General features: G+C 55.5%; 25 protein-coding genes. 15 read left to right on the top strand and 10 right to left on the bottom strand.

Annotated features, from left to right (window positions below):
* Nucleotides 1-3: 3 nt before the first annotated feature.
* Genes JIN87_RS14270 through JIN87_RS14245 form a run of 6 tightly spaced genes read left to right on the top strand, consistent with a single transcriptional unit; the run spans nucleotide 4 to nucleotide 4933 of the window.
* Nucleotides 4-618, top strand: a complete 615-nt coding sequence (locus tag JIN87_RS14270; RefSeq protein WP_200356254.1) for a c-type cytochrome — start codon at nucleotides 4-6, stop codon at nucleotides 616-618.
* On the top strand, nucleotides 615-1850 hold the full coding sequence (locus JIN87_RS14265; protein ID WP_200356253.1) for a hypothetical protein: 1236 nt from the start codon (nucleotides 615-617) through the stop codon (nucleotides 1848-1850). The genes JIN87_RS14270 and JIN87_RS14265 overlap by 4 nt, the downstream gene beginning before the upstream one ends.
* A 9-nt stretch (nucleotides 1851-1859) precedes the next feature.
* Nucleotides 1860-2144, top strand: coding sequence for a hypothetical protein (locus JIN87_RS14260; protein ID WP_200356252.1), 285 nt, complete (start codon nucleotides 1860-1862; stop codon nucleotides 2142-2144).
* A gap of 28 nt (nucleotides 2145-2172) precedes the next feature.
* Nucleotides 2173-3651 (top strand): cbb3-type cytochrome c oxidase subunit I, encoded by a 1479-nt coding sequence (locus JIN87_RS14255; protein WP_200356251.1) that lies wholly within the window; start codon nucleotides 2173-2175, stop codon nucleotides 3649-3651.
* Entirely contained in the window at nucleotides 3651-4277 is a 627-nt protein-coding gene (locus JIN87_RS14250) for a cbb3-type cytochrome c oxidase subunit II (protein ID WP_200356250.1), read from the top strand. The genes JIN87_RS14255 and JIN87_RS14250 overlap by 1 nt, the downstream gene beginning before the upstream one ends.
* On the top strand, nucleotides 4277-4933 hold the full coding sequence (locus JIN87_RS14245) for a c-type cytochrome (protein ID WP_200356249.1): 657 nt from the start codon (nucleotides 4277-4279) through the stop codon (nucleotides 4931-4933). Before JIN87_RS14250 ends, JIN87_RS14245 begins: the two co-directional genes overlap by 1 nt.
* 122 nt (nucleotides 4934-5055) lie before the next feature.
* On the opposite strand, the gene proC is transcribed toward JIN87_RS14245, so the two are convergent.
* The 5 genes from proC to JIN87_RS14220 are packed head-to-tail and all read right to left on the bottom strand — an operon-like array spanning nucleotide 5056 to nucleotide 9475.
* Entirely contained in the window at nucleotides 5056-5853 is a 798-nt protein-coding gene (gene proC / locus JIN87_RS14240) for a pyrroline-5-carboxylate reductase (protein WP_200356248.1), read from the bottom strand.
* Nucleotides 5854-5892: 39 nt separating this feature from the next.
* Nucleotides 5893-7029 (bottom strand): hybrid sensor histidine kinase/response regulator, encoded by a 1137-nt coding sequence (locus JIN87_RS14235; RefSeq protein WP_200356247.1) that lies wholly within the window; start codon nucleotides 7027-7029, stop codon nucleotides 5893-5895.
* A 35-nt stretch (nucleotides 7030-7064) separates the two neighbouring features.
* Entirely contained in the window at nucleotides 7065-7940 is an 876-nt protein-coding gene (gene folD, locus JIN87_RS14230) for a bifunctional methylenetetrahydrofolate dehydrogenase/methenyltetrahydrofolate cyclohydrolase FolD (protein ID WP_200356246.1), read from the bottom strand.
* Nucleotides 7941-7981: 41 nt separating this feature from the next.
* Nucleotides 7982-8710: a hypothetical protein gene (locus JIN87_RS14225; protein WP_200356245.1), complete on the bottom strand. Its 729-nt coding sequence runs from the start codon at nucleotides 8708-8710 to the stop codon at nucleotides 7982-7984.
* A gap of 15 nt (nucleotides 8711-8725) precedes the next feature.
* Entirely contained in the window at nucleotides 8726-9475 is a 750-nt protein-coding gene (locus JIN87_RS14220) for a pseudouridine synthase (RefSeq protein WP_200356244.1), read from the bottom strand.
* A gap of 172 nt (nucleotides 9476-9647) precedes the next feature.
* Here JIN87_RS14220 and fabG point away from each other — a divergent pair, with 172 nt between their 5' ends.
* From fabG to JIN87_RS14175, 9 genes are all read left to right on the top strand, one after another.
* On the top strand, nucleotides 9648-10394 hold the full coding sequence (gene fabG, locus JIN87_RS14215; protein WP_200356243.1) for a 3-oxoacyl-[acyl-carrier-protein] reductase: 747 nt from the start codon (nucleotides 9648-9650) through the stop codon (nucleotides 10392-10394).
* Nucleotides 10395-10431: 37 nt separating this feature from the next.
* Nucleotides 10432-10692 (top strand): acyl carrier protein, encoded by a 261-nt coding sequence (acpP, locus tag JIN87_RS14210; protein ID WP_200356242.1) that lies wholly within the window; start codon nucleotides 10432-10434, stop codon nucleotides 10690-10692.
* Between the two features lie 93 nt (nucleotides 10693-10785).
* Nucleotides 10786-12036, top strand: a complete 1251-nt coding sequence (fabF, locus tag JIN87_RS14205; RefSeq protein ID WP_200356241.1) for a beta-ketoacyl-ACP synthase II — start codon at nucleotides 10786-10788, stop codon at nucleotides 12034-12036.
* Between the two features lie 34 nt (nucleotides 12037-12070).
* On the top strand, nucleotides 12071-12487 hold the full coding sequence (ndk, locus tag JIN87_RS14200; RefSeq protein ID WP_200356240.1) for a nucleoside-diphosphate kinase: 417 nt from the start codon (nucleotides 12071-12073) through the stop codon (nucleotides 12485-12487).
* A gap of 155 nt (nucleotides 12488-12642) precedes the next feature.
* Complete coding sequence (locus JIN87_RS14195; RefSeq protein WP_200356239.1) at nucleotides 12643-13011, top strand: Hpt domain-containing protein; 369 nt, start codon at nucleotides 12643-12645, stop codon at nucleotides 13009-13011.
* 311 nt (nucleotides 13012-13322) lie between these two features.
* Nucleotides 13323-14468: an ATP-binding response regulator gene (locus tag JIN87_RS14190; protein ID WP_200356238.1), complete on the top strand. Its 1146-nt coding sequence runs from the start codon at nucleotides 13323-13325 to the stop codon at nucleotides 14466-14468.
* 101 nt (nucleotides 14469-14569) lie between these two features.
* Complete coding sequence (locus JIN87_RS14185; protein WP_200356237.1) at nucleotides 14570-15715, top strand: sensor histidine kinase; 1146 nt, start codon at nucleotides 14570-14572, stop codon at nucleotides 15713-15715.
* Between the two features lie 156 nt (nucleotides 15716-15871).
* Complete coding sequence (locus tag JIN87_RS14180) at nucleotides 15872-16234, top strand: Hpt domain-containing protein (RefSeq protein ID WP_200356236.1); 363 nt, start codon at nucleotides 15872-15874, stop codon at nucleotides 16232-16234.
* A 77-nt stretch (nucleotides 16235-16311) separates the two neighbouring features.
* Nucleotides 16312-17406 (top strand): PDZ domain-containing protein, encoded by a 1095-nt coding sequence (locus JIN87_RS14175; RefSeq protein ID WP_200356235.1) that lies wholly within the window; start codon nucleotides 16312-16314, stop codon nucleotides 17404-17406.
* A gap of 8 nt (nucleotides 17407-17414) precedes the next feature.
* Here JIN87_RS14175 and JIN87_RS14170 read toward each other — a convergent pair whose 3' ends face one another.
* The 5 genes from JIN87_RS14170 to JIN87_RS14150 form a co-directional block, all read right to left on the bottom strand.
* Nucleotides 17415-18293: a DMT family transporter gene (locus JIN87_RS14170; RefSeq protein WP_200356234.1), complete on the bottom strand. Its 879-nt coding sequence runs from the start codon at nucleotides 18291-18293 to the stop codon at nucleotides 17415-17417.
* A gap of 104 nt (nucleotides 18294-18397) precedes the next feature.
* Nucleotides 18398-19732: an ammonium transporter gene (locus JIN87_RS14165; protein WP_200356233.1), complete on the bottom strand. Its 1335-nt coding sequence runs from the start codon at nucleotides 19730-19732 to the stop codon at nucleotides 18398-18400.
* A 121-nt stretch (nucleotides 19733-19853) separates the two neighbouring features.
* Nucleotides 19854-22514, bottom strand: a complete 2661-nt coding sequence (locus tag JIN87_RS14160) for an ABC transporter permease (RefSeq protein ID WP_200356232.1) — start codon at nucleotides 22512-22514, stop codon at nucleotides 19854-19856.
* Between the two features lie 13 nt (nucleotides 22515-22527).
* Nucleotides 22528-22863 (bottom strand): PadR family transcriptional regulator, encoded by a 336-nt coding sequence (locus tag JIN87_RS14155; protein ID WP_200356231.1) that lies wholly within the window; start codon nucleotides 22861-22863, stop codon nucleotides 22528-22530.
* Between the two features lie 69 nt (nucleotides 22864-22932).
* Entirely contained in the window at nucleotides 22933-25299 is a 2367-nt protein-coding gene (locus JIN87_RS14150) for an FtsX-like permease family protein (protein WP_200356230.1), read from the bottom strand.
* Nucleotides 25300-25419 lie beyond the last annotated feature (120 nt).

The following is a 25419-nucleotide window of genomic DNA, read 5'->3' as shown; positions in this document are numbered from 1 at the left end:
GAGATGCGCTACGTATACCTGATATTTGCATTCGTCGTGATCGCGGCGATCAGCGTGCTCGGATTCCGAGGCACTACTACGACAAAGCGTCCGCTCGAGATCTTCGATGACATGGACCACATGCCACGCTACGAGCCACAGGGGAAGAGCGCTTTCTTCGCCGATGGCCGTTCGGACCGTTTGCCGGTTCCAGGCACGGTTGCTCGCGGAACGTTCGAGCCAGATGCCTACAAGGCGACTGGTAAGAAGGGCGAGACGTTCGGAAATGGTTTCCCGATCGAAGTGAACGAAGCCGCCATGGAGCGCGGTGAAGAACGCTACGACATCTACTGTGCGGTTTGTCACGGTGCAGCAGGCGACGGAAACGGTCGCACCGCAGCATTCGGAATGACAGCGATCGCGAACCTTACCGCTGCTCCTTACACAGACATGAGCGACGGTGAAATCTATCACTACATCGGTAACGGTAGCCGCAGCGGACGCATGTACGGCTACAAGGAAAAGCTTTCGGTCGAAGACCGCTGGAATGTCGTTCTCTACGTTCGCGCTCTACAGCGTGCGGCTAACGGCTCCGCCAAAGATTTGACTCCTGCAGAAAAGGAGGGACTAGGACTATGAGTGCAGAACGCGACGCTTCGCTTCCGAACCCAACAAAGTGGCTCATGATCGGCGCCGTCGGCCTGATCATTGCATTCGTCGGCATGTTCGTCGACTCACGCTTGGCCTCTTTCTGCTACCTGATCGGCATGCTTTTCACGACGTCGATCACCATCGGTATGCTTTTCTTGGTGATGATTCACCACATCTTCGACGCTTACTGGTCGACCATCATCCGCCGCCAAGCTGAGAACTTCCTCGCAGCTCTCCCTTGGATGGCTGTTCTCTTCATCCCTCTCTTCGCAATCACCTACTTCTCTGGAGACCAAGGCACAGTCTGGATCTGGATGAACGAAGACGCGCTTGTTCACGGCCACAAGGTTGCTGACGACGTACTCTACCAGAAGAAGACTTGGTGGTTGAACGAGTTTGGGCCTTTCGGCTTTTGGGCGCGTACCATCATCAGCTTCGGTGCTTGGATCTACTTCGCTCGCACTTTCCGTCGTAACTCCTTCTCTCAAGATGGTGACGGCAAGGCTGACCACACTTACTCAAGCCGTAAGCACGCAGCAGGTGGTCTCGTGGTAGTCGCGCTCACTTGGTCAATGGCCGGTTTCGACTGGATCATGTCTCTCGAGTACCACTGGTTCTCCACGATGTTCGGTGTTTGGTTCTTCGCCAACTCCATGCGTGCCGCGCTTGCGGTTCTCGTACTCGTAGCAGCATTCCTCGTAGCGAAGGGGCCACTTAAGGGTGTCTTCAACACGAAGCATTTGCACGACCTCAGTACTCTCTGTTTCGCATTCACGGTTTTCTGGGCGTACATCAGCTTCTCCCAGTACTTCCTGATCTGGAATGGTAACATCCCTGAAGAGACGTTCTGGTACAACTTCCGTGAGGAAGGCATGTGGTGGGGCGTATCCATGTTCCTAGTCTTTGGACACTTCCTCTTCCCGTTCCTTTTCATGCTGCAGTACCCGCTCAAGACGAAGTTCCCAAGCATGGTATTCATGGCATGCTGGATCCTCTTCATGCAGCTCTTCGATATCATCTTCAACGTACTGCCTTCTCTCAAGGAACACCACCACCCGGTAGACTTCATTCATCAGCCAATGGCTATCCTCTGGTTGGTTGCATCTATCGTCGGCGGTATCGGTGTACTCCTCTGGGCGTACTGGACCAGCTATTACAAGGTTAAGATCATCCCGATTCGCGATCCACGCATCGGCGAGTGTTTGGGCCACAACCACTAATTTCGAAAAATGACACAAGCGCACACACCCTCGCGTAGCTCATTTCCGGTCGTCGTTGCGATCATCGGATTGTTCCTTCTCTTCTGGTTCCTCACCAGCAAGGTATATGTGGACGGAGTCGATTCACCTGAAGAAGTATCCAACTTCACAGTACCTGATACGACTCTCGCCGAGCATGAAGGAGCAGCTCAATCCCTTCTTTCAACCAGCAAGGTAACCGACGCCGCCAACGGCAAGGTTCGCCTTTCTATCGAGCGAGCTAAGGCACTCGTTATCGCGGAGAACTCCAAGTAGGGGACAGGCCGTCGCTTCGAACGTAGCTATGAATCTGATCTGCAACCTCTTTTCGTCGATCTTCCCTTCACTCGAAGGCGATGGATCGAATCGTGATAGAGAACAGAAGATCGATGCCTCCATGCGCTTCGCGGTGCTTGGATTGATCAAGGGCTCAGTTTTCTGGCTGCTCGTCGCGTCCTTGCTTGGCTTGATCGTCTCCATCAAACTTCACAAGCCGGACTACCTTTCCGACATCTCCTGGATGACTTACGGAAAGGTCTACCCAGCGTTTTGGAATGCTCTCGTCTACGGCTGGCTTTTCAATGCAGGCCTCGCTTGCGTGGCTTGGATCGTAGCTCGCCTCGGTGGGCGCCCGGTTGGCAATGGCCCGGTTCTGGCGATTTCGACCGTAGCTTGGAACATCGCGGCGATCATAGGTGTTTTCGGTATCTTTAAAGGTGACCAAACTCCATACCGCATGCTGGAGTTTCCAACGTACGCAGCTCCCTTTCTCTTCGCATCTTTCATTGGTCTAGGAATCTGGATACTGCTCGCGTTTAAGTCGCGTGCTTACCGTTCTTCCTTTGCTTCCCAGTGGTATGCGTTGGCTGGTGTTTTCTGCTTCGTGTGGATCTACACCATCGCTCAAGTGATGATTTTCTGCATGCCGGCTCAAGGCGTTTTCCAAAGCGTAGTGGCGGCTTGGTTTGGAGGTAACTTGATCGGTCTGGTAGTCGCTCCCTTCGCGCTCGCCGCGATCTACTACATCATTCCGAAGGCGCTCGGTCAGCACATCGTTGGCTACCGTCAGTCGGGCATCGCATTCTGGAGTTGGATTCTCTTCTCCAGCGCAGCAGGGCTTGCTTCTTTGGTGAACGGGCCGTTCCCGGCCTGGGTTGCTTCCGTTGGCGTAACAGCGAGCTTCGGACTCTTCCTGCCGCTAACCGTTTTCTCGATGCAGTTCCTTTCCAGCTTGTTCGCAAGCTTCTCGAAGATCTGGGACACGCTTTCGATTCGGTACGTATTTTACGCGGTTGTCGCATTCATCGTAGCGACAAGTTTGACTATTTTCGGTTCGCTCCGCGGCGTACAGGAGGCGACACAGTTCAGCCAATTCGCTGACGGTGTTCGTTATCTCTTCCTAGTCGGTTTCGCGGGAATGGCGTTCACAGGAACGATCTATTACATCCTGCCGCGTCTTCTCAATAAGGAGATTCCAAACACTCCGCTCGCCGACCTTCAGTTCTGGGTCCAGGGCTTGGGAATCTTCACTGTCACAGTTGCTCTCGTTTACGGTGGTTACGCGCACGGTGCATTGCTCAATGGCAGCACAGCGGATACGATCGATATCCTGAAGCACACAGACACTTACCTTTTCCTTTCCACGATCGGTGCCTCAATCTTCGCGGTTGGTAACTTCGCTTACGCGGTATCGTTCATCTGGATACTCCTCTCTCCACGCACCGAGAAGGAAAAATCAGCTGACTTGATTGAGGCAGCTCCTGAACTCGAGTTTCCTAACTAATGAATAGAGGACCTTTCATTTTTATCGGCGTTCTCATCATCGTTTCCCTATCATGGGCGGTGACGCTGGTTAAGCCTATCCAGGAGGCGGGTAATCTCTCTCCAATCGGAAAGGGTGAAGACCGTATTCCAACTCGTTTGACCGGTTTGGCTGAACAAGGACGTGAAGTGTATCAAGAGCTTGGGTGTGTTAACTGTCACACGCAGCAAACGCTCGCGCTCGTTGGAACTGATGTTGAGCGCGGCTGGGGCTCTCGCCAATCTATGCCGATTGACTATATCGACCAGAAGGTCGTGTTCACTGGCACTAATCGTGTTGGCCCGGACCTCGCAAATGTGGGCAATCGCCGCACTGAAGCGGACTGGCACTACCGGCACTTCTACAATCCAGAGATCACTTCTCCAGGCAGCAACATGCCTTCGTTCGCCTTCCTTTTCGAGAAGCGTGAAATCGTGGGAGAAGGATCAAATCGTGCTCTCGCCCTTCCAGAAGCTTACGCGGTGGAAGAAGGCTACGAAGTCGTTCCGACTCGTAAAGCGGAAGCGCTCGTAGCTTACATGCTCGGCCTTAGCCAAGCGTACGAAATTGAAGAGGCTCCTGCGCCTGAAAAGCTCGCCTTCAAGTAATGCAAGACGATCAAGAACAACCACATCTTCCCGGAGTCGACGCCAGCAAGGCGAACGACGAGAGCGTACTTCGCGTGCACGCTCAGCTCCGTCGCGAGCGTAAGGAAGGCTCGCCAGTCGCATTCTTCACCGCCTTTGCGCTGATCATCGTTTTCGTATTCGCTTGGTTCTACCAGCGTCGTTATTTCGCGGAGTACGATTCAGCTAGCGTTCTTCATGACCGTCAGGACATCGCAGCGATGGAAGCTTACAAGAATCGCCCGAAGGAGCCAGCTGGCCCCGTCGTGATCGATGGCGGCAAGCTTTACGCTCAGCAGTGTGTAGCGTGTCACCAAGCTACCGGCCAAGGCCTCGCCGGTGCATTCCCGCCACTCGCTGGTTCGGAGTGGGTTACCGGTGCTCCTGAGATTCCGATCAAGGTTTTGCTCGCTGGTCTTGGTGGAGAAATCCAGGTCAAGGGCCAGACCTACAACGGAGCGATGCCAGCCTTCGGAGCTGTTTTCAACGACGCGGAAATCGCTGCGGTTACCAACTATATCCGTACCTCATGGGATAACGGTGCAGAAGAGGTTACCGAAGAGCAGGTCGCAGCCATCCGTGCTGATATCGGCGCCCGTGGCACTTGGACAGCAGCTGAGCTCGCCGAGCACTTCTAAGCTGAGCCGAATAGATACTTTTAAGGCCGTCCTGAAAAGGGCGGCCTTTTTTGTTGGAGGGCAATGCTCCGTCATTGCCGTAGTCAAGTTTAGGCAATGACAGAGCATTGCCCTCCTTTTGATTAGCCTTCCGATAACTCTACCGAGCGGTCGACTGCGTCCTGGGCGGATACTTCCAATACGTTCGGGAAGCCGTTTCGGTCTAAACTCTGTAGTAGGGCGTGGGTAACTCCGTTTGGAGAGGTAACGGCGTCAATCAGCTCTTGAGCGCTTTTATCGCTTTGGTTGAAGAGCTGGCAGGAGCCGATCGCGGTTTCGCTGGCCAGTGTCATGGCTAGGTTTTTGTCGAGACCGTGCTTTTCTGCGATTTCACCGAGTAGCTGGACGATGCGGAAATAGAAGGCAGGCCCGCAGCCGTTGATTACGGTAGCGATGTGTAGTTGCTCTTCGACTACTTGGTAGGCGGTTCCAAGCGCTCCGAGGATCTTCTCTACATTGGCCTTTAGCTCATCGCTCGGCTCGTTTTGGAAACAGTAGGTGGCGACACCTGCTCCGATTGCGGCAGGAGTGTTTGGCATCACGCGTACGATGTTGGCGGCCTTGGGAAAGGCTTTTGCAAGGTCGGCGAGGGTGCGTCCCGCGAGGATGGAGAGGACGACTTTCCCTTCCGCGAAGTCACCTTCTTCAGGTGTAATGGTCTCGAGGTGGTTCGGCTTGAATGCGAGCAAGACGATATCGCCAAACGAGATGAGTTCTTCGCGGTTGGCGGCGAGATTCGCTCCGAGGTCCTTGGCGAGGTTTGCTGCGGTCGGGTCGTCTCCGCTGATGCAGGAAATGTTCTGTGGGGCGAGACCACTGTTGACCAAGCCTGTTGCGATAGCACGAGCCATGTTTCCGGCTCCAATGAATCCGATTTTCATAAATTCTTTGGCCTCTTTGTTGAGGCGGGTAGGGGGGGGCTAGCTTTCCTCCCGATTGATCGGGTGGCTGAACTTGGCGGTGACGCCGTTGCCGTTTTCGTTTGGCAGCACGTAGATCTCGCCCCCGAGGGTACGGATCGCGTGGCGGGCCACGGTGAGTCCCATGCCTACGCCAACGGTGTTCTTTGTGCTGATGAAGGGCTCGAACATGTTCTCCTCGACTTCTGGGTCGATGCCGTTGCCCTGATCGATCAGCTTGAACTCGACCTCGTTGTCGGCGGTGGAGACTTCGAGGGTCATTGGACGAGGACCGGTGTGCTCGGTGCCGTAACTTTCCCAGGCGTTGATGATGAGTTTGGACAGGGCGTCCTCGAAGGCTTCGATATTGGTCCGGATGTAGAGCTCGCCGTGGTCGTTTTTGATGTTGACCAAATAGTCGCGGTTGGAGTCTTCCTTGGCTCGTCGGAGGCTGCCAGTCACGAGGCGTTCGAGACTCATCTCATGCAGCGGTAGGCGCGTGGTGAAGGCGACGGTGCTTAGTTGTTTGATGATTCCAACGATGCGGTTCGAAGCAGACTCGACGCGGGCGATGTTCTTGAGGACTTTATCTGGGTCCTTGTAGTTGACCTTCGCCAGCTCGAGGTAACCCATGACGACGCCGAGCAGGTTGTTGAGATTGTGGGCGATGCCTTGAGTGAGGGCGCCGATGGCGGCGGATCGACGGGATTCGCCGAGGCGGCGGGTCAACTCGATGTTCGCCTTGTTGATCGCTAGGTAGCTCAACTGGGTACGAACACGCGCGATCGTCTCGTCGAGGTCGATCGGTTTGGTTATGTAGTCAACCGCTCCGGCCTCCAAACCTTCGAGTTTGCCCTTTTTGGAGTTGTGGGCAGTCACGAAGATGACAGGGATGGCGGCGGTGCGTTTGTCTTCGCGGAGTTTCCCGCAAACGGCGAAACCGTCCATGCCTGGCATCATGACGTCGAGAAGGATAAGATCCGGCCGTTCGTTCTTCGCAACTTCAAGGCAGGCTTCGCCATTTGTGGCGGTTAAAACCGTGATGCCATCCCACTCCAATTTACGTTGTAGTAGCTGGATGTTGATGGGCTCGTCGTCGACGACGAGGACGGTGCGCTTGGCTTGAGGAATGTCTTGAGTTGGAGGGAGTTCGCTCATTCAGGAAGCGGAAATTAGCAATTAGAGTGGATGATCTAGGAGGCTGACTGAAGTTGGTGGGCTTTGAAAGTGTTTTTCATCAGCATCGCGACAGTCATTGGACCAACGCCTCCGGGCACTGGGGTAATGCGCGAAGCCTTGGGTTCTACCGCGGCGAAATCGACATCTCCGACGAGTCGGTAGCCAGACTTCTTGGACGCGTCCTCCACTCGGTTGATGCCAACGTCGATGACGACGGCTCCTTCCTTGACCATGTCAGCGGTTACGAAGTTGGCTCGCCCGATCGCTGCGACCACTACATCTCCTTGGCTCACGACCTCTGGTAGGTTTTTGGTACGCGAGTGGCAAACGGTGACTGTGGCGTTCGCATGTGAGCCTTTTTGCATGGCGAGTAGGGCGAAGGTCTTGCCGACGATGAGGCTGCGGCCGATCACGACGACATGCTTACCTTCGAGTGAAATCCCTTCGCGTTGGCAGATTTCGATGATGCCGGCAGGGGTGCAGGATGCGAAGCCTTCGGGATCTTCCTGCACGATTCGACCTGCGTTTTGCACATGGAAGCCGTCGACGTCCTTGCTTGGATCGATGCGGTTGAATGCGGCTTGTTCGTCGAGTCCGTTAGGCAGGGGAGATTGGATGAGAATGCCGTGAACGGAGGAGTCTGCGTTTAGTTCGTCGACCTTGGCGAAGAGCTCGTCCTGCGTTATTGTTTCGGGCATCTCGAAGAGCAGAGGCTTGATGCCGATCTTTTCCGCAGTGCGGTTCTTTTGACGGACGTAGGAAACAGAGGCCGGGTCTTCACCGACTCGGATGAAGGCGATGCACGGCTTTTCGCCTTCGATTTTAGAGACCTCCTCGGTCAGTTCTGAGACGATATCTTTGGAGATTTGCTTTCCGTCGATGAGTTTCATGAGAGCTTTTAGCGGGAAGTGAGGGTTTCGGGTGGAGATATTTATTGGGCCTTTTTGATGGTTTTGGCTCGGAGAATGACGTCGGTCTCGTTCTCGCCTTGCTTCAGATATCCGGATACGCGGACTTGCAGTTTAATCAGATCGCCCAGTTGAATGCGGTCAGGGATGTCCGCCGTTTCGAGGAACGCCAGTGTTTTGCCGTCTCCCGAGATGAGCTTGTATGCGGTTCCGGTGCGTTTCTTGCCTGGAAGGCCTGTCTTTTCCAAACGACCCACAAGTTCGGTAATCGCTTGGGCGGTGGACGCGCTTGGAGTGCTCACGGTGGGCGTTTCAGCGAGGCTTGTCACGATGCTGTCTGCGGCGACGGATGTGTCTTGGATATAGCCGAGCACGATTGTTTCGAGCTGCATCTTGCAGAACCAGGTGTCGACACTGAGTACGTCGACCTTGTCCTTGTCGGTGGCTATGGCGAGGGTAGGAGAGTCCTTTTCTGCGCTAAGGAAATAGGGGCTGCCTGGCTTGGCGGTGAGATCTTTGCTGATGTCGTTGTTGTTTACATACACCTCGAAGACGCCGCGGTAGTAGACGGGCTGCCAGCCTTCGACGCTCTCGCGGCCTTTGGGCCATTCTGCGGGGACGGCAAGCGAGACGGCTTCGAGCGCGCCGATCACGGGCGTTTCAGCGTCGGGATCGAGGTGGACGGGGATGGAGCTTGCCGAGAGCGAAAGAGTTGCGATTGCGGTGGATAAGAGTGCGGTCAGTAGCTTCATTGTATCGAAATTGGATTAGAGTTCTGTGTCGGCTTTGAAGAGCAGACCGACTTCCCTTGAGTTGAGGGGGATGCCCGCTCCTTTGGGCATGCCTTTTATGCTGTATTTGCCGATCTGATACCGTTTGAGTTTTTTCACGTCGTAGTGGAGGGCTTGGAAGAGTCTGCGGATTTCGCGTTTTTTGCCGTGATGCATAGCGAGGTCGAGTTCCGCAGACTCGTCTTTGTTTCTGTCACCAGCAAAGACCGCTTTTTCCACCTTTAGTTTCTCTCCCTCGAAAGTGACGCCGCGAACCAGGCGGAACAACTTGGCGCGAGGGTAGGGTTGCTTGAGGGTGACGCGGTAGCGTTTCGTTACCAGGTTGGACGGGTGCATGAGCCGGTTGGCGAGATCCCCGTCGTTGGTGAGGATGAGCAGGCCTTCGCTTTCTTTGTCGAGGCGACCGGCGCAGAAAAGGCGTTCCTGGGCGAATTCCTTGGGGAGCAAATCAAAGACGGTGCGTTCATTGTGCGGGTCGTCGTTGCTGCAGATGTAGCCCTTGGGCTTGTTGAGGGCGATGACGAGCTGTTGGCTTTTGACGGCCTTGACGCGCCGGCCGTTGAGTCGGACGTCGTCGACGCCCGGTTGCACCTTGGATCCTAGCTCGGCGGTTTTGCCGTTGATGGTAACCTCGCCGTTCTTGATGTACTCTTCAGCGACGCGGCGGGAGCAGAGCCCGGCGTCGGCAAGGAGCTTTTGAGTTCTAATCGGTTGTGGCGAGTCCATGGAAAAAGGGCAGATCGTGCAGTGGAAATCGCTTGTGGCAATGTTTCTTCACTGTCTGAAAGGCCTTTCGGCAAAACTTTCGTTGCCAAGCGGCGGGCGAGCCCTAGTTCTTCTCTTTTTCTTGGCGTCCGACCGTGCGGCACGGGCCAAAAATCCGCAACCCTTCCTATTCATGAAACTCACTTTCGACAATAAAGTAGCCCTCGTAACAGGCGCTGGTCGCGGTATCGGCCGTGCTATCGCTGAATCTCTCGCCGCGGAAGGCGTTACCGTTATCTGCGTTTCTCAATCCGAATCGTCCTGCGGCGCGGCTGCGGAAGCGATCAACGCCTCGGGCGGCAAGGCGGTTGCCAAGGCGGTGGACGTAGGGGACAAGGCGGCCGTAGCAAAGGCTAGCGAGGAGTTGCTCGCCGAGTTCGGCAACATCGATATCTTGGTAAACAATGCCGGCATCACCCGTGACAACCTGCTTTTCCGCATGTCCGAAGAGGACTGGGAAAGCGTGATCGAGACCAACCTCAACAGCGTCTTCTACTGGGTGAAGGGCCTGGCACGTCCGATGACCCGCAAGCGCTTCGGCCGCGTGATCAACATCACTTCGGTTTCCGGCATCATGGGCAACGCGGGGCAGACAAACTATTCAGCAGCCAAGGCGGGTATGATCGGCTTTACCAAGAGTTTGGCTCGCGAGCTCGCGTCTCGCAGCGTGACGGTGAACGCGGTTGCTCCCGGCTTCATCCAGACGGATATGACTTCCAAGTTGGCTGACGCGGCGCTCGATATGATTCTGCCTCAAATCCCGCTCAAACGCATGGGCGAAGTGAGCGATATCGCTAACATGGTTACGTACTTAGCGTCGGAGGAGGCCAATTATATCACGGGCCAAGTTTTTACCGTTGACGGCGGCATGGCGATGTGATCCCTCGTGACCTTTATCACTTATTTTTTGACCGATCATGGCTGACGAAAAAACAATCGAACAACGGGTATCCGAGATCATCGTAAACCAGCTCAACGTTAACGAAGAGCAGATCACTCCAGGCGCGTCCTTCCTCGACGACTTGGGTGCAGATTCCCTCGATACAGTCGAGCTCATCATGGCCTTCGAAGAAGAGTTCAAGGATGAGATCAACGGTGAAATTCCTGAGTCCGACGCTGAAAAGCTTCAGACTGTCGGTGATGTAATCAAGTACATCAACGAAAAGGCTGGCGCCTAAGAGCGACCTCACCGCAAAAGAACATTTTTCGACAAGAGTCGCTTGGAAGTCTTTGCTTCAAGCGGCTTTTTCGTACTACAACCTCAGTATTCTATGAGCGAATTGCCGGATAATCAAAGAGTGGTCGTGACTGGGCTTGGTGCCGTCACCCCTATTGGCATGGATGTCGATAGCTTCTTCAATGGCCTGCTGGAGGGCAAAAATGGTATTAGCCACGTTGATGCCTTCGATACGGAGAAGTTCACCTGTAAGATAGGCGGTCAAATCCGGGATTTTGATCCGACGGTGGCGATGGATCCGAAGGAAGCCCGTCGCAACGATCGCTTTGTGCAATTTACGATGGCTGCCGCCAAGGAAGCCGTTGCCCATTCCGGAATCGATTTCGAAAAGGAAGATCCGGATCGAGTTGGCGTATTTGTCGGATCCGGTATCGGCGGTATGGATACAATGGAGAAAAACGCGCAGAAGCTGCTCGAAAGTGGCCCGCGTAAGGTTTCTCCGTTCCTGATCCCAGCCTTGATCTCCAACATGGCTTCCGGGGTGATCGCGATCGAGTACGGCGCGATGGGACCTAATTTCTCTATCGTGAGCGCTTGTGCGACGGGTGCTCATGCGATTGGTGAAGCTCTCAAGACGCTTCGCCTTGGTGAGGCGGATGTGATGATTTGCGGCGGTAGTGAAGCTTCCATCACGCCTCTCGCTTTCGCTGGATTCTGTTCGATGAAGGCGATGTCTACGAACAACGACGATCCAAAGGGGGCAAGTCGTCCTTTCGACGCGGGGCGCGATGGCTTCGTGATGGGCGAGGGCGCTGGTATCCTCGTTTTGGAGACGCTCGAGCATGCTAAGGCTAGAGGTGCGGATATCATTTGCGAGATCGCTGGTTATGGCGCTTCTTGTGATGCCAATCACATCACTGCTCCTCACCCGGAAGGCAAGGGCCTCATTTCGGCGATGAAGCGCGCGTTGAATTCTGCGAAGATCAATTCCGACCAGATCGACTACATCAACGCTCATGGCACTTCGACTCCGTACAACGACAAGTTCGAGACTGCTGCGGTTCGTGGCCTCTACGGAGACCATGCGAACAAGCTTATGATGAGCTCGACCAAGTCTATGACGGGTCACTTGTTGGGTGCTGCCGGTGGTATCGAGTCGGTTGCTTGCGCCAAGATGCTGCAGGCTGGCAAGGTTGCTCCGACCATCAATCTCTCTACGCCAGATCCAGATTGTGATTTGGACTACGTGCCGAATGAAGCTCGTGAAGCGAAGCTAAGCGTCACTATGAGTAACAGTCTTGGCTTCGGTGGCCAAAACGCATCGCTGATCTTCAAGACGCTGTAGTTGAATATTTATTACAGATAACCTGTTCTTAAAAATGGAAAAGACATTCATTATCCTGAAACCAGACTGCATGGAGAAGGGCCTAGCGGGACAAGTCCTGCAGCGCTTCGAAAAGGAAGGTTTCCAGATCGTGGCTTGCAAGATGTCCAAGCTCGGTTCCGAGATTTTGCGCGAGCATTACGCGCACGTGGCGGATCTTCCGTTCTTCCCGGATATTGAGGAGTTCATGAGCTCACGCACAGTGATCTTCGCGGCGCTCGAAGGCGAAAACGTGATCGCTCGTGTTCGCGAGTTGCTTGGCCCAACTGACTCCACCAAAGCGCCTGCAGGTACTATCCGTGGCGATTTCGGTACCGACATGATGCGTAACGTGGTTCACGCGTCTGACGGCCCTGATACGGCGGCCGCGGAGCTGAAGCGCTTTTTCGCAGACGACGAAATCTACTCCTAAGGGGAGAGAAAGTTAACTTTCGAACCGTCTAGGCTGCCTAGACGGTTTTTTTGTGCTCCGAGCTTTCGAGAAATTGGGGTGAATTCGCCTCGTCGATTGGCGACTTGGCGGAATTCAACTATAGTGCAGCTTCTCTCCTCGTCCTAATCCCTCAAATGTCTGAGCCCGCTTACAAGTCACAGGAACTCTTCGTGCCGGAGCTGTTACTGTCCCGCCTCATGGAAGATCGGGATTTGATGCGGGAAGTGTTGGATGCATGTTTGCCGGATCTCCGCACGAATCACCGGCTTTTCAGTTCGCAGCTTGAGAGTGGCGACCTGAGGGAAGCTCTGCGCACGATTCATACGATCAAAGGTTCCGCGCAGAATGCGGACCTTAAATCCCTCGCGTTTCTAGCCAGAGATATCGAGGAGCACCTGAAAAATGGGCAAGCGGTCGAGGCGCTGGCTCTGCTAGGGGAGTTGTCTCGAGTCGTGGGGGCCTCGGTTCAGGCGGTGGAAGGGTACTTCCTAGCGGAAAAATAGGGAGAATATGGACGTCTCCCGAAGGTTGTTCGCTCACTGCAAACTTTGCCGACTGAAGGGGTAAAAAATCGGTAAACGAATTCTTGGTATTCGCGCTTTTTTAGCGAGTAGGAGCCCCGTGTTTTTTACACGGCTTAAAACGTCCGCTAATCGGGGAAATAAGCGGAAAAAAGGTGCCCCCACTCTACGTAAGGAGTATTCCGGCGCCGATTCCTAGGGTGGCGTCACAGCCAAGCCCATCGTGGCCTGCGTAGCACTGACCATGCGAGCAGGCGATTCACCCCTCGTTCTCACATACAGCACCAAGTTTTATGAATCCTACCACTGACAACGCTTTGACCAAATCTGTACCTGCGCCCGTGAATGTCTTGATCGTCGACGACAGCATTCACGACTACCGATCTCTTTCTGTGATGATCGGAGCGAACACCAGCAACGACTATGAATTTCAATGGGCTCGCAACTCGGAGGAGGCGGAGCTCAAGCTGGAGGATGGCCGTTTTGAAATCGTAGCGGTTGACTATAATTTGGGCTTGGAGGAAGGCTCGGAGGTGATCCAGCGGCTTTCGGAGCGCTATCCCGGATCGGCCTATATTATGGTGACAGGGAATCAGGACCCTGATGTTTACAAGCGTGGTATTCAGGCGGGGGCTGTGAACTTCGTGCAGAAGACCAAGGACTGCGGGGTAATTTTCGACCGGATGGCTCAATACGCGGTCGAGCGGAAGCGTAGCGAAAATTCTCTCAAGGTGGCGAACGCTTCCAAGGATTGGCTCATGTCGCTGTTGGAAACGGACTTGGCTACGCCGCTTTTCGCTCTGAATCAGCTGCTTTCCACTACTTTCAAGGAAGCGGAGAACATGCCCAAGGAGATGCTGATCGAGTTGCTTGATACGGCTTATCAAACGTCTTGCGAGGCATTGGTCGCTACTAAAGAGATGCTTGATTGGGGGCGCAGCGTGCACGGTGCGGTTCGTCCCAATATGCAGATGGTCGACGTGGCGGCGATCACGCATCGAGCAGTTCGTCTCTTGACTACGTTGGCTGACGAGAGAGGCATCTATATCGCCCAGCGAGGCGTGTTCGATTTCAAGGCCTATTGCGACGAGCGGATCATCAGCACGGTTCTGAGGAATCTGCTTTCGGCTGCTCTCAGCTACTCGGCCGATGACAAGACGGTCTGTATCGAGTCCTCGGTGGAGTCAGGATACTTGAACCTGGCGATCTCATGCGAAGGTCGTGGCATTGAGAACTCGGATTTCGCGACTCTCTGCGGTGGCAAGCAGGAGCAGGGGCACAATTGGAATGCCAAAGACCGCCAGGCTATTTGCTCCATCCAGGTGGCGAGTCATATGCTCGATTCCATGGGCTGCTCTTTGGAGTTGAAGAACGACATTCACAAGGGCGTCCAGTTTTCCTTCAAGCTGCCTTTGAAGCTGCCAATGGGTCTGCTCTAGTAACGGTTTTTGGATATTTCCGACCTGAATTGCGAAATACCTTCTAAAGAGATGGCCCCATTTGCTGGGAAGATATTTTGCGTGTAACTGGAGGTCTAGCGATGAAGTTTCCCCGCCCCATACGAATCTTGCTTGTTGAAGACAGCCGTGACCATGCGGTTTTCTTCAGGGTCGCCCTCGGAAAGGCGTTTAAGCACGACCATGAGATCGATACGGCCTGTTCCCTGGCCGAAAGCTTCGAGCGTATGGACGAGAAGCACTACGATCTGGTAGTGCTCGATCTCGGCTTGCCCGAGAGTCAGGGGATGGAGACGATCGAGACTTTTTTCAGGGTGCGGGGACCTTCCAATCCGGTGATCGTGCTCACGGCGAATTCGGGCGAGGATATCGGAGAAGACGCTATACGGGTCGGAGCCATCGACTTCCTGACCAAAGGGGAGTTTGGGGCGGACCAGCTCGCCAGGGCGGTTCGTTACGGACTGGAGCGCTGGAGGCAGCGTATGGAGTTGGAGGAAGCTCAGCGTAATCTGAAGAGCTTCGCTCACGTGGCGGCGCACGACCTGAAGTCGCCGGTCAAGTCGATCAGCCTCTATTCGGGCTTGCTCAAGGAGATGATGCAGGCCCGATCTGCGGATGAGGAGGAGATCGAGTATCTGGGGTTTGTGGAAGCCTTTGCCGAACAGGCGGAGAAGCTGGTTGATAGCTTATTGCACTTCAGTGTCTTAGGTGAAAAGGCGATTGCTCTCGACGAAGTGGATGTGGAGGCTTTGGCAAGGCAGGCGGTCTCTAATTTGACTGCCAAGGTCGGTGAGGATGGCGCTCTGGTAGAGGTGGCGGAACTGCCCAAGGCGAGAGCGGACGAGGGCCTGTTGATTCATGTCCTACAAAATCTCATCGGAAACGCTATCAAGTACCACGGCGAAAATCCTCCTCATGTGAAAGTGGAAGGCGTGGTTCGTGGCGGAGAGGTGCAATTCTCCGTGAGCGACAACGGGCGTGGAATCGATCCGAAGTACTTCGCTCGAATCTTCGAGCCATTTAAGCGTTTGACGGGGGTGAACGACCAGGAAGGGGTCGGGCTCGGCTTGGCGATCTGCCAGCGAGTGATCGATGCCCATCACGGCCGTATCTGGGTCGAATCCGAGCTTGGCTCGGGATCCACCTTCCACTTTACGCTCCCGCTTGCCGAAGGTCATGAGCAGGAGCTTGAGCCGGTTGGGTTTGAGAGAGTCGAATCGTTCCGCTGAGCCTAGTTTACGCGGGTATTCGTATGTTTAGGTATTTACCTTCACTCCTAGCTAAGGAATTGGCCCTGTTCGCACGGAGATCACTTGAGGAAAGTGCCTTCAGTGCCGATTACTAGGGGGAACTGATCCAACCTTGGGAGCTAACCCTTCCCGCCGATGCAAGACTCCACACACGACTCGCCACGACTCTTTGACTCTGAAAGCTTGCGCTCCCGTCTTATGGGGGACGATGAGCTGGTGGCTCAGGTGCTTGAGGCCTGCGTTCCCGACATAAACGCGAATTTCAAGGATTTCGCGGAAGCGCTCGAATCTGGCGAAATGAAAGATGCGACGCTCCGAATTCACGCTATGAAAGGCGCCTCCCAGAATGCGGATCTTACCGCGGTCTCTTTGTTGGCTCTGGAGATCGAGCAATCGCTGAGAGCGGGGCAAAGTCGTTTCGCCCGTGAAAACGTGGAGCGACTCGAAGAGATGGTGGGAGAGACGATTGGTGAAGTGCGTCGCTACCTGAATAACTAGCGAACAGCGTTTCTTTTGCAGCTCCGGTCAATCCGACGTTGATTGAAGAGGGCAGGTTTCTAGGGTGTTCCTTGCCTATGACATTGATTCGCTTGCTTGTTCCTGCCTGCCTTTCCGCGATCATTCTCTTCAGTTTGACGGGATGCGATTCGACGGAAGCTGCGGCTCGTAAGGCGGAGCGGGAGAGAAAGGAGGCGGAAGAGGCCCGTATGAGAGCCGCTTTTCTGGCGCGTGTCCATGAAGCCGAGTCGGACGCTTGGGCGGTGTTGCAGCCTTTGATGCAGCAGGCTGCTGGGTATCGGGCGGAGGAGACGCATGGCTTTATCGGAGCAGTGTTCGTGACGGAGGCGTTTTACAGCGAGGCCTTGGTGGAGGAGGTGAGGGCGGAAGGTTTTGGCCAGCACATCTCGGTGCTGACTGTTTTCGATGGTTCGCCGGCTGCCGCTGCTGGATTGCAAGGAGGCGATCGGCTCGTCTCGGTAAATGGCGTGAAGGTTCCGAGAGGACAGAATTCCGCTGTCTTCGCTGCCCGAAAGGTGAAGCGTCTGCTAAAGCCGGGAGAAATGAACCAGATCGAGGTGGCTCGGGGCGACGAGATCTTGGAGCTGGAGATTGAAGCGAAACCGAGTGCCTACTACGGGGTGGTGATCGATGCGTCCAATTCGGTGGACGTCCACGTGGATGGGGATGTCATCTGGCTGGGCTTGGCTCTGGTCGAATATTTGGATGATAGCGAGGAGCTGCCTTATCTCTGCGCCTATGCTCTGTCGAAGAACGTGATGCGGCATTCCAAGCAAGTCGGGCGAAACGCCTTTTTGGGGCAATTGCTTGATGTTGCAGCAGCGGCCGGAGGAGTGAATACGGGAGGAATGTTTGGTTCGATGGGAGGTGCGGCTCACGCCCATGCCTTCGATATTGAGTCAGATTTGATCGCTCTCTACCTGCTTGCGTCTGCTGGCTATAAATTTGACACGTATCCGGAATATTGGGACCGAGTGATTCGCAGTCAGAGGAAAAACGGTCAGCTAAAGTCAAAGGATGTTGAGCGTCTGGATAAAATGCGGAGCGTGATCGCTTCGATCCAATCCAAGATCGAAGCGGGAGAGATGGTTTACCCGGAGGAGTATCTCCAGGGGGACGTTTCGGAGCTAGAGGCGAAAGCTGAAGGCTGACAAACGGTTCAGGCTGAATTCGCTTTTCGGATACGAGCGGTTTCGCGAATGACGATCACGGCTCCTCCGATACAAAGAGCTGCCGCTAAGAAGAAGATGTTGGGTGGTACGTCTGAGAAGATGAGCCAACCCATTATGCCTGCGGATACGAACTGGTGGAGGTTGACCACTGCAAAGGTTTGGGCGGTGAAGTAGCGTAGGCTGCGATTGAGGGTGACGTGTCCGAGGATGGTGGGCAACACGGCCATCGCGAGCATCCACCCCGCTTCTTCCCAAGAGTCGATCGAGATGGATTCGAGCGCGAAGAAGGAGTAGATCAGGCAGATGATGGCAGCGAGCGCGTTGATTGGTACGATGTAGAGCCAGATGGATGGGAAGTCTTTGTTGATCCGAGCGAAGGCTAGGTAGGCTGCGAACGTGATCATCGATCCGAAGCAAACGATGTTTCCCCACAGGTAGCTCGGGTCGATGCTGAAGGCGTTCCAAGCCATGAGGGCGACTCCTGTCATGGCTACGGCGGTTCCTGCTATTTCGCGTCGAGTCACTTGCTCGCGAATGAGGAAGTAGGCGAGAAAGGGCATCACGGCGGGCGTCAGGTTGATAATGAGGGAGGCGTTCGCGATATAGGTCATGCGCGCTCCCCATGCCCACGATATGAAGTGGATGGCTAGGAGGAGGGCTGGAGGAATGCAGCGGAGGAAGACTTTTGGACGGGCCCAGTTCCGATGTTTCTTCCAGCTGAGGAAGAACATGGGGGAGAGCAGCGCGACTGCGAAAATCAGGCGGTAGGTTGCGACAAGGCTGGGCTCGAGCGAGCTCGATCGGATGATAATGACCGAGGTCGAGCAGAATACGACGCCTGATAGTAGTAGCAAGAACCGGTACATGAGGGCGGGGAGAGTGGCGACTTGTACAGTGCTTTACCAGAACGAAAAAGCCCCGCTCGTGCTCGGACGAAGCGGGGCTGGAAAGGTGTGTGAAACTCGCTTTTCTAGTCGCTATTGGCGAGGCCGTAGCCGTGTTCGCCGTGCAGGGACTGGTCGAGGCCGGTGATCTCGCTTTGCTTGTCGACTCGGAAACCGACGGTCTTGGTGACGATAAAGCAAATGACCAAGGTCGCTACGCCGGAGAGTGCGATGGTTGCTCCCATGCCCAGCATTTGGATACCGAATTGATCCATGGCTGTCCAGACGCCGTCGGTGGTCGCTGCTGCCGCGTCTTCGAGCCAGCTAGGGCGAATGAAGAATGCGAGCAGTACCACACCGAGACCACTGCCCACGCCGTGGATGCCGAAACAGTCGAGGGTGTCGTCGTATCCGAATTTCTCTTTCGCCTTCAGAGCGAGGAAACAGGCGAAGGTGGACGCGACACCGAGGATGATGGCTCCCATCGGTTGGACCACGCCTGCTGCGGGTGTGATGACGACCAAGCCGGCGAGAATGCCGGAAACGAAGCCAAGGGAGGTGACTTTTCTGAATTTGATGGCTTCGATCAGTGTCCAAGCCAAGGCGCCTGCCGCGCAGGAGATTTGCGTCATGGTCAGGGCGCGGGCGGTGTCGAGTCCGGATTGGACGGTAGAGCCCGCGTTGAATCCGAACCAGCCGACCCAAAGGAATCCAGCTCCCATCATAGTCATGACGAGGTTGTTCGGGTTGATGAGTTCTCGAGGTGTGCCGTGACGGCGTCCGAGCCAGAGGGCGACTACGAGAGCGCTGGTACCAGCGGAAACGTGGATGACGAGTCCACCTGCGAGGTCGATGACGCCGTTTGCTCCAGCGTTTAAGAGCCAGCCATCGCTTGCCCAAATCCAGTGGCACAGCGGACAGTAGACGAAGAGGAACCAGAGGGCTATGAAGAAGACGTATCCGCGGAAGAATACACGCTCAGCCAAGGCGCCGCTAATGAGAGCGGGGGTGATGATGGCGAACTTGCCTTGGAACATGGCAAAGATGTACTCAGGGATGCCGTCCGTGATGCTGTCGTCGATACCGCTGAGCATGAAGAAGTCAGGGTTCCAGCCAACGAATCCGCCGAGGATGCTTTCGCCAAAGCAGAGCGAATAGCCGCAGACGACCCAGAGGACCCCGATAAGGGCCATGGCCACGAAGCTGTGCATCATGGTGCTGATGACGTTTTTGGTTCGGACGAGGCCGCCGTAGAACATGGCCAAGCCAGGGACCATGAAAAGGACGAGCGCAGTGGATATGAGCATCCAAGCGGTCGTGCCGGAGTCTACTGCTCCGTCTGCAGCGGCGTCTTGGCCAAGGCAGATTTGAGGGAGGGACAGTAGAGCGACTAGTGGGAGGAGGGATTTTATTCGCTTCATCTGTGACGTGGATTAATCCGTCGTCACATGAATGAAGCAAGGGGTTTTTGATGAAATGGATTCATAAGCCATGCGCTTCTTGCTGATTAGGCTCGTGAATAGTGTGTTGCCAGTGAAGTAATCACTCTTCTCGGAGCGCTTTTACGGGATCGATTTTCGTGGCTCTGAGGGCGGGGTGGATGCTGGCGATCAATGAGACGCCGAGGACAAGTGTGGCGTTGCTGGCGAAGATCCACGGATCGGTCGCGTTGACTTCGAAAAGCAGTGACTCGAGGTAGCGTGAAAAGGCGAAGGCGGCCGCTATGCCAGCGACGACTCCGGCTCCAACCGTCTGCAGGCTTTCTTTCATGATCAAGCGCAGGACGACACGTTGCTTTGCGCCGATGGCCATGCGAATGCCGATTTCCTTCGAGCGCTGCCCAACGGTGTAGGAGATGACGCCGTAGAGGCCGATGGCGGCGAGGGCGATTGCGGCGGCGGAGAAACCGCTGAGCACTCTCATGATCAAGCGCTGGGGGGCGACGGACTTGCCGACGATTGTGTCGAGCGATGTATATTCTCCAGTGGGGATGGAAGAGTCGTGAGCTTCGAGGGCTTGCTCGACTTGAGCGATGAGGAGCTCTTTGGGCGCGCTGGAGCGCACGACCAACTCTATGGAGGCGTAGTCAGGCTGCTGACTCATCAATAGATACATCTCGGGGGAGTCGTCTGCGTCGAGAGAGCTGTGTTTCACATTGTCGACGATTCCTATGACGAGGTATTCTCTGCCATTCACAATCGCGATTTGCCCGATGGGGTTTTGTTCGGGCCAGTAGCGTCGGGCCATCTCTTCATTGATGACGATCGACTGTTGGGTATCTGCCGTGTCGAAGGCGTTGAAGAAGCGACCATCTTGGACTTTTATCCCCATCGCGTCGGCGCATCCGTAGCTGACGATTCGCGGGAAAGCGACTCCACCGGGGCCTCGTTTACCTTCTTCTCCTTTCGCTTGTACCCCCCATGAGCGATTTCTGCCCAGTGGAAGCGCGTCGGTGAGTCCCGTGTGTTCTACGGTCGGCAATGCGGCGATTCGTTCGGCGATGCCGACGTAGTAGGCGCTCCTCTCGATATTGTTCGCAAATTGGCGTTCACTATCGATCCGCCAAGCGATGGCGTTATCTTGGTCAAAGCCCACATCCACGGAGATCAGGCTTTCGAAACTGCGGATTAGGAGGCCTGCTCCGATGAGCAAGCAGCAAGCGAGCGCAACTTCCGCTCCCACGAGTGCTCGGCGGAGCCAATTTGAGCGAGCGCTTGAAGAGCCGCGTTGTCCGTCTTCCCTCAGGGCAGTGGCGGGTTGTTTTTGCGATAGCTGGAGAGCGGGCAATATGCCGCATGAGAAACCAGCGGCACAGGATATCAGGATTACGAATACGATTGATTGTGTATCGACCGAAGCTGTCTGGAGCAATGGGATGCTGAATGCTTGAAGTCCTGATATGGCTTTCGTGGCCCAGATTGCGAGAATCGCTCCTAGAAGGCAGCCACCTGCGGCGAGGAGGAAACTTTCGGTTAAGGTTTGGCGAATGAGTCTGCCACGTTTCGCGCCGAGGGCTGAGCGAAGGGCGAACTCCTTGCGGCGGCTGTTTGATCGGGCGATTAGGAGGTTCGCCAAATTCGCGCACGCAATGGCAAGGACGCATACTACTGCTCCTGCAAGAACGTAGAAGGCCGTGCGGTAGGGGCCACGAATCCAGTCGTCGAGCATAGCGGTGTTTACGCCATGGTAGAAGCGAGGTGTATTGGGATTTTCCGTGCGTATCCGCTCGGATATGACTTCGAGCTCGGCTTGGGCTTGTTCGATTGAGACGCCGGGATTGAGTCGGCCGACTATGGAGAGAACGTTGCCCCAATTGTTGGTCTGTTCGATAAGCGGGAAGGCGACGAGGGCTTCCACCTCTGTGCCCGGGGTGAAAATGGAGTCGAACTCGAAACTGGGTGGCATGACTCCGATTATTTCGGTTGGGGCGCTGTTCATGTGGACGCTGGTTCCGATAATGTTTGGGTCCCCGTTGAAGCGTCGTTGCCAGTAGGAATGTGAAAGGATGGCGGATGGTACGCTTTCGTTGATGGCTGCTTGGTACTCCGCCTCGGTGAAGTCTCGACCGATCATTGGCTTAACGCCAAGTGTATCCAAAAAACCTAATGTGATGCCCGCACCGCGAATTCGGTCGCTGCCATCTCCCGATCCATTATCGACGAGGATGCTCCAGAAATCGAAGAAAGCGAAATAGGCGCCCATGGAGGAGAACGACTCGTTCTGGTCCCGAAATTCTTCGAAATTGTCGATGCGGTGGGTTTGAGCGGAAAGGCCTTCGCCGAGATTGCTGGTGAACCAAACAAGCTCATTCGGTTTTTCGACGGGGAGCGGTTTGAGTATCACGGAATTCACTACGCTGAACATCGCGGTGCACGCTCCGATTCCGAGGGCTAGGGTGGCGATGGCGACGAAGGTGAAACCAGGAGATTTGCGGAGTTGGCGTAGGGTCAGGCTAATGTCTCTCATGATCGTTTCGATCCAAAGGACGCCACGGGCGTCGCGTAGGTTTTCTTTCATGCGCTCGAGGCCGCCGAAATCGATCTTGGCCTGGCGGAGCGCTTCGTGTTTGGGAAGCCCGGCTTTTTCGTAGTCAGCGGCGAGCATCTCGATGTGAAAACGCATCTCTTCATCCGCCTCGCGGTCGAGGTGGGCTTTGCGGGCGAGGGCCCGGATGCGGTAGCTGAGTGTGCGAAATAGGCCCACTGCGATGAAACGGCTAGGAGAGCTCGAGGACCATGTTCACGGCGGCGGAGAGACGCTGCCACTGGGTGAGTTCTTCGTTGAGCCGTTCGCGTCCTGCTTCGGTGAGATTGTAGAACTTGCCCCGGCGGTTGTTCTCGGAGACGCCCCACTCGAAGTCGATGAAGCCCTTCTCCTCGAGACGGTAGAGGGCTGGGTAGAGGGAGCCCTGCTCGACGACCAGCACGTCCTTAGACCATTGCTTGATCAAAACCGATACGCCGTAGCCGTGCATCGGGCCTCCGCGCCGCAACGCTTTCAGGATGAGCAGGTCCAGAGTTCCCTGCAGTAGATCCGCTTTAGACTTTGCCATGTTCTACTCCTAGTTTTTCTAGGAGAAGCATGGCAAGTTTATTCTCCTAGTTAATCTAGGGAAGTGGTTTTACACTTCGACGAGGGCTTCGCGGGGGCTCGCCTTAAGGGCGGAGCGGGCGGGGAGGTAGCTGGAGAGGAAGGAGACCGAGCCTAAGGCGGCAAGGGTTGCCAGGTAGGGCAAGAGGTTGAAGTGGCTTACGCCGTTGAGTGAGGATTGTATCCAGTAGATTGCGACAAAAGAGATCAGTGTGCCGAGGGCGAGTCCTATGCCTGATAGGGTAAGACTGCGGCGAAGCGAGAGAGCGAGCAGGCTGGTCGGAGCCGCTCCCAGGGCCATGCGGATGGAAAACTCTCTTTGGCTTTGGCGAACGAGCTGGCGAGTGGTGTACCAGATGCCGACAGATGAGAGCAGCAAGGCGGTCATGGCGAGGATTCCGAGGACGATGAGGGCGGAACGTTCGTTGCTGAGGCTTTCCTTTTGGGCGTCGCTGAAGTAGCGGATTTCTTGGGCGACGAATTCGTTTGCGGGGTCGCGGAGGACTGACTCTAGCGTTTTGAGGATGGACCGTGGATGGCCTTCTGAGCGGACGTGGAAGTTGACTCGCTTGGATGCTTGAGTGAGGGCGAAGAAAGGTCCGGGGGTGCTCCAAGGGCGATGAGCGTAGTCTCTGAAAACGCCAACGATGCGGACAGGCGGCTGCTCTTCTCCTCCCCATGGCTTAAAGGTTTGGTCGATGGCGGAGCTGTCGGGGAAGAATCGTTTCTCGAAGGCTTCGTTTACCATGGCGACTTCGAAGGGCCAGACTGATTCGCTTTCTAGTACGTCTCGGCCGGAGAGGATGGGGACGCCGATCGTGTCGTAGAATTCTGGTGAGACGTAGCAGTAGCCGCTTGCGCAGTTGTCTGCCTCTTCGTTGGCTTTGAATCTGTCTGTATTGATATGGCTGGTACCGTATCCTCTGAATGGTCGGGTTGTAGAGAAGCCGACGCTTTCCACGCCGGGGAGGTTGGCAAGGCGGGCTCGCAGAGTTTGGGCGGCTTGTTGGCGCCGATCGTCTCCGATGCTTTGGAAGGACACTTCGAAGTAGGACAGGCGCTCCGTATCGAATCCCGGATCGAACTCGAGGGATTTTTTGAGCGACAAGGTATAGAGGAAGGCGACGCAGAGCAGGGTGGTGGAAAGTGCGACTTGGGCCACTACTAGGAGCTTCGCCGAGGGAGTGACCCGTGATGTTCTTCCTCCTTGCTTTAGCGTTTCGGCGGAGTCTCCCCGGGCGAAGTGCCATGAGGGGAATAGCCCGCTAAGCAAGGCGGTGCACAGCGTCGCGGCGAGGGCGACGGCCAGAGTGGGGCCGTTTATATGGACGTCGACGTATTTGGTGAAGGGGAGGTTGTCCGCGAATTGGACGAGCCATATGCTGAGGATTGTACCCGAAAGGCCACCGATGACGCAGATCGTGGCGCTCTCGGCGAATAGCTGGCGGACGATTTGTAGTGGCGCGGCACCTACGGATCGGCGGATGGCGAACTCTCGCTCGCGTCGGTACGCGTTTGAGAGGAGCATGTTGCCGACGTTGAAGCAGGTGATGAGGAGGAGGGCGGAAACGAGTCCGACGATGATGTAGCTTTGAGTCTCTGCTTCAGCCGCTTCTTCGCGGGCGGCGTGAGTTTCAGGGAGGGCTGTGAGCGTCCTCTGCTGGTTGCTGTCGGGATTCGCCTCTTTGAGGTACTCGATGGCTTGGTTGAGTTGAGTCTGGTAGGCGGTGAGTTCCTGAGGCGAATCGAGCCGAGCGACGAGCGTTTGGCCGTAGAGGCCTCGGTTGTCGTAGATCCAATTGTCGAAGGTGTGGATAAGGGCCGTGTAGGCGTGGGGCTTGATGGTCCGGTTTATTCGATTCAGTTCGGGAGGCAGGATGCCGACGATCTTGAATGGCTTGCCGTTTAGGATGAGGGCTTGCCCGAGGACGTTTGGGGAGGCGGCTAGTTCGTTTTGCCAAAACGAATGGGAGATGACGGTGACGGGGTCGGAACCTGGCAGGTAGTCGTCGGCTTGGAGGAGGCGTCCTTCTTGGGCGGTCCATTGTAGGGTCTCGAACGCGAGCCCTTGGAGTTCGCAGAGGAGGAGCAGTCCGGCGTTCTTTTCGAGGGTGAATTCGACCGAGAAGCGGTGATCGTAGCTGAAGGCGATCGGGTCGGTGCGTTCAATGATGTCTCTCGCTTCAGGGGCGGGAAGGACGCCGTTGAAGGCGTTTCCGTTTACTCGGTGCAGCTGTTCGACTTGTGGAACCGGGATGGGGCGGTAGATGAGGGCGTCGACTACCGAAGAGACCGTTATGGTGAGGGCGATGCCGATCGCTACGATGCTGGTTGCTGCAAGTGTGAACGCCGGGCGTTTTGCCAAGGCTCGGAGGTTGGCGGGTATTAGATTGGGCATAACAAGAGGGGAAGGGGCGAGTCATGTCTAATTTGGAAAGGGGAGCAACGTGTTTTTTCGATGCTGCTTTTCTTGAATAAGCGCGGCTGCTGCGTTTTTTGGCTAGAATAAATACAAGTG

It is taken from the genome of Pelagicoccus mobilis (genome assembly GCF_016595505.1).
In the GTDB taxonomy this organism is placed as follows: domain Bacteria; phylum Verrucomicrobiota; class Verrucomicrobiia; order Opitutales; family Opitutaceae; genus Pelagicoccus; species Pelagicoccus mobilis.
Note: the sequence above shows the minus strand (reverse complement) of the source record. Positions and strands in the feature narration are given on the sequence as shown.

Bases quoted from the DNA above. Each gene is read 5' to 3' on its own strand.
- JIN87_RS14175 (WP_200356235.1), top strand. From the start codon at position 16,312: ATGACATTGATTCGCTTGCTTGTTCCTGCCTGCCTTTCCGCGATCATT.
- acpP (WP_200356242.1), top strand. From the start codon at position 10,432: ATGGCTGACGAAAAAACAATCGAACAACGGGTATCCGAGATCATCGTA.
- JIN87_RS14260 (WP_200356252.1), top strand. From the start codon at position 1,860: ATGACACAAGCGCACACACCCTCGCGTAGCTCATTTCCGGTCGTCGTT.
- JIN87_RS14185 (WP_200356237.1), top strand. From the start codon at position 14,570: ATGAAGTTTCCCCGCCCCATACGAATCTTGCTTGTTGAAGACAGCCGT.
- folD (WP_200356246.1), bottom strand. From the start codon at position 7,940: ATGAAACTCATCGACGGAAAGCAAATCTCCAAAGATATCGTCTCAGAA.
- JIN87_RS14270 (WP_200356254.1), top strand. From the start codon at position 4: ATGCGCTACGTATACCTGATATTTGCATTCGTCGTGATCGCGGCGATC.
- proC (WP_200356248.1), bottom strand. From the start codon at position 5,853: ATGAAAATCGGATTCATTGGAGCCGGAAACATGGCTCGTGCTATCGCA.
- fabG (WP_200356243.1), top strand. From the start codon at position 9,648: ATGAAACTCACTTTCGACAATAAAGTAGCCCTCGTAACAGGCGCTGGT.
- JIN87_RS14165 (WP_200356233.1), bottom strand. From the start codon at position 19,732: ATGAAGCGAATAAAATCCCTCCTCCCACTAGTCGCTCTACTGTCCCTC.
- JIN87_RS14250 (WP_200356250.1), top strand. From the start codon at position 3,651: ATGAATAGAGGACCTTTCATTTTTATCGGCGTTCTCATCATCGTTTCC.
- JIN87_RS14245 (WP_200356249.1), top strand. From the start codon at position 4,277: ATGCAAGACGATCAAGAACAACCACATCTTCCCGGAGTCGACGCCAGC.
- JIN87_RS14150 (WP_200356230.1), bottom strand. From the start codon at position 25,299: ATGCCCAATCTAATACCCGCCAACCTCCGAGCCTTGGCAAAACGCCCG.
- JIN87_RS14225 (WP_200356245.1), bottom strand. From the start codon at position 8,710: ATGAAGCTACTGACCGCACTCTTATCCACCGCAATCGCAACTCTTTCG.
- JIN87_RS14155 (WP_200356231.1), bottom strand. From the start codon at position 22,863: ATGGCAAAGTCTAAAGCGGATCTACTGCAGGGAACTCTGGACCTGCTC.
- JIN87_RS14220 (WP_200356244.1), bottom strand. From the start codon at position 9,475: ATGGACTCGCCACAACCGATTAGAACTCAAAAGCTCCTTGCCGACGCC.
- JIN87_RS14195 (WP_200356239.1), top strand. From the start codon at position 12,643: ATGTCTGAGCCCGCTTACAAGTCACAGGAACTCTTCGTGCCGGAGCTG.
- JIN87_RS14255 (WP_200356251.1), top strand. From the start codon at position 2,173: ATGAATCTGATCTGCAACCTCTTTTCGTCGATCTTCCCTTCACTCGAA.
- JIN87_RS14170 (WP_200356234.1), bottom strand. From the start codon at position 18,293: ATGTACCGGTTCTTGCTACTACTATCAGGCGTCGTATTCTGCTCGACC.
- fabF (WP_200356241.1), top strand. From the start codon at position 10,786: ATGAGCGAATTGCCGGATAATCAAAGAGTGGTCGTGACTGGGCTTGGT.
- JIN87_RS14265 (WP_200356253.1), top strand. From the start codon at position 615: ATGAGTGCAGAACGCGACGCTTCGCTTCCGAACCCAACAAAGTGGCTC.
- ndk (WP_200356240.1), top strand. From the start codon at position 12,071: ATGGAAAAGACATTCATTATCCTGAAACCAGACTGCATGGAGAAGGGC.
- JIN87_RS14235 (WP_200356247.1), bottom strand. From the start codon at position 7,029: ATGAGCGAACTCCCTCCAACTCAAGACATTCCTCAAGCCAAGCGCACC.
- JIN87_RS14190 (WP_200356238.1), top strand. From the start codon at position 13,323: ATGAATCCTACCACTGACAACGCTTTGACCAAATCTGTACCTGCGCCC.
- JIN87_RS14180 (WP_200356236.1), top strand. From the start codon at position 15,872: ATGCAAGACTCCACACACGACTCGCCACGACTCTTTGACTCTGAAAGC.